At 59.2% G+C, this 11,571-nt stretch carries 8 protein-coding genes; all 8 read right to left on the bottom strand.

Features of this window, described 5'->3' with window-relative positions; all coding sequences use genetic code 11:
- Nucleotides 1-503 precede the first annotated feature (503 nt).
- Nucleotides 504-1,121 carry a hypothetical protein gene (locus INT40_RS20035; RefSeq protein ID WP_193096846.1) on the bottom strand — a complete coding sequence of 206 codons (618 nt, stop codon included), beginning with the start codon at nucleotides 1,119-1,121 and terminating at the stop codon, nucleotides 504-506.
- Nucleotides 1,122-1,264: 143 nt separating this feature from the next.
- On the bottom strand, nucleotides 1,265-1,771 hold the full coding sequence (locus INT40_RS20030; RefSeq protein ID WP_193096845.1) for a hypothetical protein: 507 nt from the start codon (nucleotides 1,769-1,771) through the stop codon (nucleotides 1,265-1,267).
- Between the two features lie 73 nt (nucleotides 1,772-1,844).
- Complete coding sequence (locus INT40_RS20025) at nucleotides 1,845-2,672, bottom strand: metal-dependent hydrolase (RefSeq protein ID WP_226831713.1); 828 nt, start codon at nucleotides 2,670-2,672, stop codon at nucleotides 1,845-1,847.
- 26 nt (nucleotides 2,673-2,698) lie between these two features.
- Nucleotides 2,699-7,438, bottom strand: coding sequence for an FtsK/SpoIIIE domain-containing protein (locus INT40_RS20020; protein WP_193096843.1), 4,740 nt, complete (start codon nucleotides 7,436-7,438; stop codon nucleotides 2,699-2,701).
- The gene (locus INT40_RS20015; RefSeq protein ID WP_193096842.1) at nucleotides 7,435-8,187 is read right to left on the bottom strand and encodes a nuclease-related domain-containing protein; all 753 of its coding nucleotides are present in this window, start codon (nucleotides 8,185-8,187) and stop codon (nucleotides 7,435-7,437) included. The genes INT40_RS20020 and INT40_RS20015 overlap by 4 nt, the downstream gene beginning before the upstream one ends.
- A gap of 10 nt (nucleotides 8,188-8,197) precedes the next feature.
- Nucleotides 8,198-8,368 carry a hypothetical protein gene (locus tag INT40_RS20010; protein ID WP_186292995.1) on the bottom strand — a complete coding sequence of 57 codons (171 nt, stop codon included), beginning with the start codon at nucleotides 8,366-8,368 and terminating at the stop codon, nucleotides 8,198-8,200.
- 39 nt (nucleotides 8,369-8,407) lie between these two features.
- Nucleotides 8,408-9,808, bottom strand: coding sequence for a hypothetical protein (locus tag INT40_RS20005; protein WP_193096841.1), 1,401 nt, complete (start codon nucleotides 9,806-9,808; stop codon nucleotides 8,408-8,410).
- Entirely contained in the window at nucleotides 9,805-11,220 is a 1,416-nt protein-coding gene (locus tag INT40_RS20000; RefSeq protein WP_193096840.1) for a hypothetical protein, read from the bottom strand. Before INT40_RS20000 ends, INT40_RS20005 begins: the two co-directional genes overlap by 4 nt.
- Between the last annotated feature and the right edge of the window lie 351 nt (nucleotides 11,221-11,571).

Below are 11,571 nucleotides of genomic sequence, written 5' to 3'. Positions count from 1 at the left end.
CCTTCGAGGATCGGCACTCGGGTTTCGCAACCTGACTCATTACATCGCGAGGTGCCTACTTGAGTCCGGTGGTTTCAGACCGGTTTTACACTCTCGATTACGATGAGCCTAATATCGTCAGGTTCACGCGGCGGCGGGGTCGAATGTTTGCGCACTGGGGCCCTCTTCCGCAGACAGCCGACTCTGCTGCGCTGACGGGCCTGACCAGCGGGTGTGCTCCCGGCTCAAATACAACCGGCTGATCATGATGCAACGCTTCATGCGCGACTACTACGGCATCACCGGCGAAGATTGAGCAGCCTCATCAGCCCCGACGAGCGATCGGCCCAGCTGGCCAGCGCCAAGCGCAAACTCGAGAAATGCCGCGACCTCGCCAGCCGACCGGGAGAAGATAGTCCCTGGGCCGGCGACGAGGCGCGAGAAACGGTGCGACAACAGCGGATCATGCACGCCACGGAAGGCCTGTTGTGTGCCGCCCTAGCGTTGGCGGATCAGCTCAACGACTAGGTGCCCACAGCGAACGCCTGGGGCAAGAACTCTTCTTCCCGAGACCACAAGCAATCATCCTCGTTGTATGCCAGCACCGAAAAACACACTCTGCGTCCGAAAGTGTCACAGTATGGCCGGGCGTACTTTTCAGCTACGTCGTCGAGCGCGTCTGCGACTGACCTCTCAGTCAGATCGGATCGATATTTCAAATCAACAATCAGCCGCGACTCTCGGCCATCGCGTCTGATCAAAAGGTCGGGGCGAATAAGCCGGCCCTTCTTCGTACTCACCTCGACCATGTCATCCATGAACCACCCCGCGGCGTCCGCAGCCTCCGCCCATATGAGACTCCAGCGGTCTTCCGCCGCACGGTTCATCAGTGTTCTCGCCACGCGATGCGCCATCGCTTCGAGGTCTTTGAGAGCGTTTGCTTGAGCGCCGGGCGACAGCTCATCAAAGAACGTATCCAAGCTCCCTGACCAGTATGGTCCGCCAGAGTCGATGAGAGCCCGCAACATGTAGTTCAGAGTCCGCTCACCCTCGGCAGGGTCAGAAGCTTCCTTATCAATGAGCTCAAGACCGCCTGCCAGCCCCCGGCGTAGGATTCTGGCCGTCGTCGCTGCTTCTTCCATGAACCGTTGGCGTCTTTCGCGGTCAGACACCCAACACTTCCGAGACCTGTCATACCTTCTCAGCTCATACAGCTTCGTCGCGGTCACTGTCACGGCCCTGCCAACGAGGATCCCTTTCATCGTGTTCGCTGACGCGCGAGTACTCATACCTCCGGCTCCGTGTCAGGCGCCACTGTCGGATGCTGCGTGCTCTCGATCAGGTGAGAAACGTCGACTACAGAAATATTGGTCAAGTGCTCCCCACCTTCCAGGTATGCTTCCAGTTGCTCCTGGCGCGCGTCCAACAGTGACCTGCCCTTGACCACAGCCAGAACATTCGGCGGGGACGCCTTGTCACGAATCTCGTAGTCCCGCTCAGCAGTGACATTGTTGGCAGGCATGGAAATGAGCATTCGGCCGTCTTTGGTACGCCGAATGACACTACGGTAATAGCGCCTGCCTGTTCGACGTAACCATTCACGAGAGACCTGAAGCTCAGTCGCCATTGCAGTCAGAGTGCCCGGAGGGCCGGCCTCAGCAATGGCGGTCGCAAGCTCATCGAACTTCTCTTTCAGCTCCAAATGTTCTCGCCTGTGAAGCTCAACCGACCGGGCAAGTTTACGCAATCGATCGAGCTGCTCCGCACTGATGTAATCGTCGAGTCTAGTCATGTACTCAACCTACACCAACTCTAGTTGTCTCGGTATGGCGCGTCATCGTGATGCAACAATATGCGGGGACCTGCTATCCAAGTGGATCGGTCAGGCCGGTCTTGATCTCGTCGAAGTGCGGCAGCGTTGCCCACGCACCTGGATCGAATATGCCTGCCTCCGTCGTTGCAGCGAGGACAACATAGCCAGTGAAAACGAGGCAGAGTATCCACTCCCGAATCGATCCCGCATTGCCGAGGATTGGGAATCCGAAGCTGCCCTTGTCGTTCCAGCACGAGCCGAGAACCGGAATGTGCTCGAATCCTTTCGGGGCTTTCGGGTTCAAGGGGTAGAGGATCGGGCACATGTCAGTCGTGGCCATGTCGCCGACTATATGGATCGCACAGCCCAAACCCACCGCTAATGGAAGCATGAATGGATCGGTGTCGAACTCCTTCATGACGAACCCAGCAACTGCCAGCGACAGGCCCCAGGGCAGGACGGAGAACGGCCCGGAGAGCTTCAAAGCTTTCAGGGCGAAAGAGGTGAGGACAAATCCCATGATCGCGGCGCCAATGGCCAGTCCGCCGTAGCGCAGCTGTCCCAGCAACATCGCCAGGGCGACGAAGGCCGCGATCCCGATGATGCTATGGGTCCCATGCCGGTGCCCGCCAGAGATCTTCCCGATCATTCGGCAGATGATCTCCGATGGTGATGGCAGAGGCCCAAGCTTTGGCAGGGAGTGAGCGATCGTCGCATTGTGATGGTCTGCGTCCGGCAACAGTGCGGCTCCAGTGACCATAGCGGCGAAGGATGCCAACGACATGCCGCTTCCGGCATCGATGACTCCGAGGCTCACTCCGGTGGTTCCAGCCAAGGCCAGAGCTCCAGCGGTGCCAGAGATCGCATGGTGTCCTCCCATCACGGGCGATCACCTTTCCTTTCGGGTCAGAATTCGTCGTCGCTGGGCAGCCGGGATGTCGCAGCTGCGCGACGTGGTCGTTTGGCAGGGCGAGTAGAACGCCGTGTCTTGACTGGTGCTGGGACGGGAGCCTCTGATTCTGCCTCGTCGGCGTCGTCACCCCCTCCGGCCAAGAATGAGTTGATCTCGGCAATGTGGTCCCGGGTCAGCCCCTTCGCCGAGTCCGGTTGGATGATGAGGTGGTCATAGCCTGCCTCTGTCAGCACTGTGCCGAGTCCGGCAACTGCGTCGTCATCGTCAATGACAACGATGCGGGCGACGAATGGGACCTCGTCGAGGAACGCCACAATGGCATTGGTCTTAAACCATTCGTGAGGACCTGGACCGTTGGCAGCCGTATCAATCGCAGGAAGCACCGGCCACCCGATGTGGGTTGCCAGTACGTCGGCATCTTCGACTTCACGTGCACTCGACCAGACGATCGGTGCATCGATGGTGGTGACAGCCTTCATGATGCGCGGATCCACCGCCATCGAGTCTCCGTAGGTGCCCTCGGCGGGTTCGATCATCATCTGACCACGGCGGGCCGGGCCTCCGAATGGCGCCAGACATCCGTCGATGTCCATGAACACGAGAGCCTCTGCGTCTTCGACTGAGATCGGATTGCGGTTGCTTACCGGCTGCTCGATCACCACTTCGTTAGACGATGTCTCAACAACATCGGGCTCGTCTGCGCTATCAGCATCTCCAGTATCGGCCTCAGCAAAGAAGGCATCCCAGTCGATGTCAGCCTCAGAGGCTTCAGCAGTGACCGGCTCCTGTGCCTGGCTGATCGAAGTAGCCTCGGAGTCAGACAGATCAATATCGTCCAGGTCATCGAGGTCCAAGGTAGGGGTCTCATCGTCGGCACCAACGTCGCCCGCGGGCTCGGCAGATGCGGCAGAATCGGTAGCGAAGTCCTTGGCCCAATCCGGAATCTCACTGTCACCGGCATCGTCGACGTCGGCAAGCTCGAGGTCGAGAAGAAGATCATCGGCCACTTCGGTCGGTTCGGCCTCATCGGCAACCAAGATCCGTCCTTCGATGACGTCTGAGGAGTCATCGGGCAGGTGTTCACTGAAGTCGATGTGCTCGATGTTTGCGGGATCGCCCATGAACGAGGCCAGGCTAGCTTCAAACTCATCGACCGGAGAAAAGTATCCCTGCAAGGCGATTGCCGGTGCCGTCACTGATTCCCAAATGAGGCGGCCCTTGGGCACGATCTCGCCAAGGTTCGGCGATGCCTCAGGATCTCGCAGCGCCGACATCTTGTCGCCGTAAGACATCTTGCCCAACGCCACCCGGCCCAGGTTTGTTTTGAGGTCTGAGAGGTCATCGGGAAGGGAATTCGCTGTCATCTTCTGCGTCATCAATGACAGATTGATCCCAGCTGAACGAGCCTCAGCAGCCACACGACCGACCAGGAACGCCAGACGCCGTTTGCTCATATACGACCGCTCTGCGGCCAGGCGAGCCTCTTCAGCTTTCGGATCAGATTCCGGCTTCGACGGTGGCCTGGAACCGGTTGAAACGAGGCCCAAGAACTCGTCGATGAAGACGATCATTCGCTTCGGACGCACGCTCTCAGGCAGCTCGTCGAACGAGCTGACACCATATTGGCCGTTGAGCGCCGCCCGGCGCTGGACTTCGGCGTAGATAGACTCCATGACGGCTCTGGCCTCATCGACCGTGGTGCAGAAGGCCGACGAGTATCGGCGCGCAAAGTGGAAGTCAGCACCGTACTTCTGTGCATCGATGAGGACAACACTGTGGCCGGCAGCTAAGGCCCCGTACATCACCGACTGCGCCAATACGCTCTTGCCGCTTCCCGAGCCTCCGACTATGAGCAAATGAGGCGTGCTCGACCAATCGACACCGTTCGGTCGACCGTCAATACCGACGCCAAAAACCTGCTCCTTACCGACGACGGGCGCCTGGATTGGAAAGGCGACATTTTCGGGCATCGGATCAGTCCTCGACGACAGGAGTATGAACTGTCGTGGAGAATTCGGGTCAGCATTGACCTGGAGGAAGGCGTTGCCCGTAGCCGAGGTGAGCTTGCCAATCGCACCACGAGGCTTGGCCAGATCCATACCGGGCAACGTGAACGTCGTTGATCGGACCTTGTCGTTGTACTCCAACGTGTGAGTGCTCACCAAAGCCGGGACTTCCCCGGTAGAGGCGGATGCGACATTGGCCTCAGCGAAGGCCTTCTGCCATTCGAGGTCGACTAAGAGCGGCCGGTCGCGTTTCTCATTGCCCAGGCTCACGTGTTCCGGGTGGGCGCCCATGACAATACTGACTCCCGTGGTGTTGGCCCCGGAGGTGTCTTTGAACACTGTCGCCCACGGGATCGAGAGGCGTTCCTTCATGCGCGGCAGGTGCTTGCGGATGACATCGGTCGTCACTCCCCCAAGCAGAGTCATGTTCACTCGCCACAGGTGAGATCCGTCGTCGGCATTCGGCGACGACAACGGGGCCGTCGACGTCACGCCCGGTCGAGTCAGTTTCGCGGCGTCGAATGCCTGATTGATCATCAGCTTGAGCAGCCAATCCTCGGCGGAGACTTTTGAGCTCCGGGCCGGGGGCCTCAGGTAGGCCGGGGACTTCGGTACGGGCTTGTTTCGATCGGCCCACTGAACGACGATGACCTGGTTGTGCTGGTTGAAGTCATTGCCCGAACGTTCCATGTATCCGGTGACGCCGGCCAATGCAGACGACAGAGCCACCGACAGCGGTTCCTCAATCTTCGGGCTCAAGTAGTCGGAGACACGCTCATTGTTGAGGATCGAGAAGAAGCGACGGTGCAAGGTGGCACCATCGACGAGAGTCGCATCCTGCTGAGGGGTGTCAGGAATCGGAAACGGTGCGTTGATCTTTGAGTCCAGCGCTGTCATCCATTTGCCGTTCCACCAGTCTTCTTCGCGGACACCGGCGACCTCAGGCAACATCTGGCGACCGGGTTCATTGGGTGAGAGCTCGTCACTGTCGAAGGCTCCGACGTAGAGAGCCAGACCGCCCTTGCGCTCTGGGTTGTCGTTGAGTGCCGCGACGCAGCCGAGCTTTGCCGCGAACTGCGATTGCAGACCACCTTTGAGTCGCATGTGGCGGACAATGCCAGGGTCAATCGACAGGCCGACGTACCACGCCGCAACAGGCGAGGACTCGTCATGGAGAGGGACGATGGAGGCGATGTCGGGGCGGGCGTACTGGGCGTCGTTGCAGACGGTGGCGATGACAGACTCCAACGCGATTGAGAGCTCCTCGTCTCCAATTGTTGGGTCGGTAATCGACGAGGCCTGATCGGTCTTTGAGGCCACGACACGGAACTGGGTCGGGTGAACCCCGTTCTGGTCAGCGATGGACAGGATCGCACCAGAGACGCCAGCGCCCAGCGTGGGGGTGACCTTAGCTGCATGGGTGGTCATGAACTCAGTGGCAGAGCGCCCTTGCGGGGCATCAAAGGTATCGACTGCGAAGGAGCCGACGATCTCACGCGAGATCAGACGTGGTGCGGGTTTGAACTTCAGCGACGCCCACCTTGGCTTCCATGACAAGATCGCGGCCAGGCGGGCAACCTCAGGATCAGCCTCGGTGTCGAAGGCATCAGGAACGGAATCGGATGGGATCTGGACAACACGGAACTCATTCGGGTGGATCGATCCTTCGACCTCTTGACCGAGCGCGTTTACTTGAGGGGACTCGATGACTGCTGCTGACTGTCCGGCTCCGAGTGCTGGGATGATGTCCGACTCTTTGTCGATGAACGTCATCGCACCTTTGCCTGCCGGTGCGCGGAACGTGTCGACTAGTCCGGCGCTGAGCTGGCGACGATCCGTCAGGCCAGGTGCCGGGTCGAACTTCAGATCCGCCCACCGTGGCTTCCATTCGGCCCGAGCAGCTTCACGCAGGCGCCAACTGCTGATGACTTTCGGGCGCACAACTGCGGCGATGAGCATAAGAGTCAGTCCGATACCGCCACAAGCAGCGAAGGCCAATGTTGGCAGGCCGTAGGTGGTCAGCGAATGTCCAATTAACGATTCCCACAGGGCGGCGAGAATGCGCAGACCGAAACCTGCTGCAATGGTGGCAACAACTCCGACGACGACATAGATGGCCAGGACGATGACTTGGAGACCGTGAGCGACAATGAGCTTGATGAAGTTGGGGACCTCAGCGGTGACCTTCAGTGTCTTCGGCAGTGCCGACTTGAGATCCTTCCAACCCACAGCTGGTCGAGGTTCGTCCTCGGAGGCAAACCGCCGAGAGGCATCATCGTAGGCGGTGATGGTGATGAAGATGGCGATCGCATTGATGAGCCCGAATATGTGGTCGGCCACGTCGTAGTCACTTAGGAGCCCGAAGTGATCGAAGTGAGCCGGGATCATTCCCACGATGATCGACAACGAGAGGAAGACGAACCAGGACAGTCGCACTTCGGTGCCTGGCCACCAGGCTTGAGGATTGAAAAACGTTGACTTCAAGGACTGCCGTGCGTGGTACTTGCGCAACTTGGCACTCTCGCTGTCATTGGCTGGAACTGGCCGGCCGTTCTTCTTGTCAGTGAGCTCAGGTGGCGATGCAATGTAGGCAGCAATCGTGACACCAATCGGTACAAGCACGAAGCCTGGGTAGCCGAAGCAGGTGGCGACCAGCGCGAGGATGACGGCACCGGCCAAGATCAGCGGAGAATCATCACCCTTACGCTGTTGAACCTTCCGACTCATGCTCGCCCTTCTTTATCATCATTGGTCTCATCCCCTGCAATGCCGCCAGCAACGAACGTCACGTTGTTGGCGACCTTCGATACTGGGGTGACCGGAGCGTCAATGGTCGGCGCCTGATTGCTGACAGGCAGTGTTCCCGTTGAGGTCGAATAGGCGGAAGAGTCTTTGAGCAAAGACGAGAGTGCATCGACGATGCCCTGGTCGGCAGGACCGTTGTCGCGGATCAGGCGGCGGACGCGAGTAGCCAGAGCTTTCTTCGAAACCACCTCGGCCCGTGGGAATCGGAGGAAGTGAGTCGACATGAAACCGGGGCCCGTGGGAACGACCGCGACCAAAGGTGTTGAGATCGTGGCGTAGAGGTTCCGCTTGGACAGCATCGACTGGATCGAATCGGCAGCGTGACCCATTCCGTTCTTCTGTGCGTGCTTGAAGTGTGAGAACAGTCCCCGGTAGGCAGTCGATCGCAGAGTGTAATAGGCGCTGGGCTTCCACCGTTTTGCGTCGATGATGATGACCGTGGAACCGGTAATGACGATGTGGTCGATGTTGGCCTTCGACCAATGTGCCGGCATGGACAGGTCGTGGAGGACGACGGCACCGTCGCTTGCGACAACCAGGTCGGTGAGCATATTTCCCACGATCTGTTCTCCGATCCGGCCTACCTCAGCGACGGCTTTGTTCGCCGCCCAGGATGTGTCTTCATCCTCACCAAGCGACCCACCAGGGGTCCCGTAACTTGCACCTGACATGGCAGCTCCTTTAGATGAATGCCCGAACGATGGCACCGGCGACGATCAGCGAGAGGAAAATGATTGCCACGACCACACCGGTCGTCGACTGCCAGAAGGAGTTGACCTCGCTGCGCTTGTTCGATCGGACATCGTCGAGCCACCTGGAAAAACGGCTCTTGTCCTCGTCGTTATCTGCCATGTCGGAATCCTTCGTTGAGTCGAATTGGTTTCACTGTGTCTATGCCCCTTCTCCCTCGATGAGTCGGCGGTAGTCGGCCCACTGTTTCGACGATGTCGCTCGCGGCGGAAGATTATGGGTGATGGTGCGCAAGCGCGGCGGTGGGAGGGTCTGACCGAATCGAGTTCTGCGGCGATCAGGCTCCAGCGCGGGGTGATCGGCCAGACCTGCGGCCTCCACCTCGGTGTCGACGATCTGAGTCGGCTGCTTCCCGGCACGCAACCACAGCGGGGTCTGGCGAAGTCCAGCAGCATTGTCTACGACTGCCAGAGGTTCGAAGGTGGGATTGGGCAAGTCAAGAGAATCATCGAGGAGCATTGAACATTCCTCATCCGGGCCGTGCGCCTCGGCTGAAGGGCGGTAGGCGATCATGTCGAGGAAATCAGTCGAGACTTCGCCACGTGCAGGGAACCAGTCTTGCCAGTCGGTGAAGAACATGCGGTGGCGTGAGCGGGTTCGACCGGAGCCGGGATTCTGCGACGCGGCCTTGCGCAACGCTCGTTTGACTGAGTTCCGGGCAACCTTCGAATGCGAAGACATGTCCTGGGTTGGGTTGGCGATGACGAAGCAGACGACGACACCATTGGACTCGTATGGGTAGGCGTCGAAGTATTCGGCCCACCGGCGCACCTTTGTATTGAACGAATCCGGTGACATCGAGGCAGTCACTTCCATGACCACTCGCACCCCGTCAGGGCGAATGATGACGCCGTCACCACGGCGACCAGACTCGATTGGTTTCCGCCCGACACCCGAGCCGAAGAGCATGTCGAAAGTTGAGAACTTCTCCCCCAACATGGTTGCGATATCGGTGTATTCGGCCAATCGCAACATCAGCTCAGTCGAAAGGGTGTTGTGTCGGTCGTAGAGACCACCGGAAGTCCACGGCTGACCACCAGTGACTGAGACCAGCTCTGGATAGGTCATATGTGGTGCAAGATCCCGATCAAATGAGGTGGTGCGAGACGGCCTGTAGAGGTGTCCCAGAGCGCCGGCACGTCCCGGAGCGAGGGCCGATGACACTCGCCCCATATCGATGAGCCCGGACGCAAACATGCCGGGGACGAAAGGTGATCCATGGCTCAGGTGGAACTTGGCCCCAGTCAGTGCCACCATCTGCTCAGCCGTGACTGTGCGGTAGGCATCCAACGCTGACAGGAACGCCAGCTTCAGCCCCCACTGGTTGGTGCTGGTGACTCGGGCCATCGCCTCCTCTTTGCCAATATCGAGGTACTTAGGCAACCGCACCAGGCCCGCCTCGTGCTGAGCTTTGGCTTCGGAAAATCTCGTCCACAGCCCCTGAGACCCATGAGTCCACAGTCCGTCATAGAAGGGGTCTACGCGGTCGTGGGCGGCAAACCCGGTATCGGCGATGGGAGAGGAGAGAGATGAGAGTTTCATGCAGCGCCTTCTGTCGTGGTTGGTAGTTGGTAGCCCTGCCTGGTGGCAAAGGCTGCTCGTTCGGCTTCAAAGTTCTCGACCGAGAGAGTGAATGCGGGGAGATCGTTGACATTGGTCGACGTTTTCACTGCTGCCGTGAAGTTCGGCAGGCTCGTGATATCGCTGGCTCTCCAGTCCTCCCCGTTGGGGTCGAGGATGCGCACAAGCTTGTCGATGATGTCTGGATTGCGCTGCTTGTAGGCGATGAGGGTCTTCATCGACAACAGCATGTCGGCGACCTCGCTCATCAACTGAGTCTGACGCTGAGTGGCGAAGATGGTTCTCACGCCGAAAGAACGCCCCTTGTCCTGGAACCAGACGACTGGCTCAGCTGTTGACCCCGCCAACAGTGAGAGCTCATCGGCGTAGATCGAGACCCACTGCTTTAACTCCTCCCAGCCTGAACAGGTGCGTTCAATCTGACGCTGCAAGGTGTAGAGGGCCATTGACGACATCAGCTTCGTGTTTCGCTCAGCAACCTGTTCACCCGAGATGGACTGACCGAAGTTGAGCACGGTCGGACGGAATGCTGTGACCACCTGATGCCAGGTGACCTTCGACCTCTTGGGGGTGAACCACCCTTCCATCTCGGCCAGCTGAGACAGCTTCGTCTGCGAGGACTCAAACATTTTCAGCCGCTCAGACGGGGTCTTCGTGAACGGGTAGGATCCATACGTCATCGCTTCGACAACCGCGTCATTGTCAGGGTTGTCACCGGCGTAGGCCTTGATGGCAGCATGAAGCCGCTTAGCGATAGCATCACCGCCACCGGTTCCGCCCGAGAGGACGTAGGCGTAGTAGACGAATGAGCGGCCTGATTCGATGACCGGTTCCAGGGGCTCGAGGTTCTCATTGGCTGAGGCCGTGATCTCTGGTGTGGCTTCAACCGCCAAGGCGAGGGTGAAGATCTGGCCCAGAGATGTCCTCGCGCGTGACTGAATAGCGCCATCTTCGAAGGCATAGACCAGTGCATCGACGAACTCATTCGCCCGCGAGCTCATCGACCCGCCCGTGGCGGTGAAGTCGATTCCAAACGTATTGGTGTCGGCAACGTCGATGAGAACAGCCGTCTGCCCAAGGGCGGCCGCCCAGTCAAGGTAGTGCTTGGCCCCATCGGGACCCTTGTTCTCGAAGGCGATGAGTGAGTTCTTCTCACCGGGGAAGCCGGGAAGCCCGGACGGGCACATCTGTTCGAGAATGTCGAAGCCAAACAGCGCTCTGGCCAATTGCGACTTACCCGATCCTCGTTCGCCGATGAGGGCAACGCCGTACTGGAGTTGGGAGGCGAAGAGGTGGGCTGAGTTCCCGTCATCTGGTGCAGTGCCGACGATCGGGCCAACACGCTCAAGCAACGGCGGTGGAACAATGCGCATCTCCGTTTGCGACTGGCCCGACAATGCGCCCGAAGCCGGAGCGGCAATCGAAGTGAAAACGGAAGCCGCGGCTTTGAACGACCACCGATCGAGAGGGTAATCACCAGCGAATTCTTCACGCTTGATCGTCTTGTCCGGGTTCAGAGTCTCCTTATGAGGCGCCCGGATTCGTCGACTGCCCCTCTTCGGTGCAGGGAACACCCCTGCTGTCATGTCCAGCCAAAGACCTCGCGTCGAGCTAGGCCACCGGTCAGAGAAACGCAGATACCACACGATGGCGCAGGCGGCGAAGACGATGCGGCCGTATGGTTTTGTGAGACAGGTTTTAAGGAGCACTCACAAACATGACCA

It is taken from the genome of Brevibacterium sp. FME17 (assembly GCF_014897515.1).
Lineage (GTDB): Bacteria > Actinomycetota > Actinomycetes > Actinomycetales > Brevibacteriaceae > Brevibacterium.
This window is presented reverse-complemented; position numbering and strand designations above follow the sequence as displayed.

Bases quoted from the DNA above. Each gene is read 5' to 3' on its own strand.
- INT40_RS20035 (WP_193096846.1), bottom strand. From the start codon at position 1,121: ATGGAAGAAGCAGCGACGACGGCCAGAATCCTACGCCGGGGGCTGGCA.
- INT40_RS20030 (WP_193096845.1), bottom strand. From the start codon at position 1,771: ATGACTAGACTCGACGATTACATCAGTGCGGAGCAGCTCGATCGATTG.
- INT40_RS20025 (WP_226831713.1), bottom strand. From the start codon at position 2,672: ATGGGAGGACACCATGCGATCTCTGGCACCGCTGGAGCTCTGGCCTTG.
- INT40_RS20020 (WP_193096843.1), bottom strand. From the start codon at position 7,438: ATGAGTCGGAAGGTTCAACAGCGTAAGGGTGATGATTCTCCGCTGATC.
- INT40_RS20015 (WP_193096842.1), bottom strand. From the start codon at position 8,187: ATGTCAGGTGCAAGTTACGGGACCCCTGGTGGGTCGCTTGGTGAGGAT.
- INT40_RS20010 (WP_186292995.1), bottom strand. From the start codon at position 8,368: ATGGCAGATAACGACGAGGACAAGAGCCGTTTTTCCAGGTGGCTCGAC.
- INT40_RS20005 (WP_193096841.1), bottom strand. From the start codon at position 9,808: ATGAAACTCTCATCTCTCTCCTCTCCCATCGCCGATACCGGGTTTGCC.
- INT40_RS20000 (WP_193096840.1), bottom strand. From the start codon at position 11,220: ATGCGCATTGTTCCACCGCCGTTGCTTGAGCGTGTTGGCCCGATCGTC.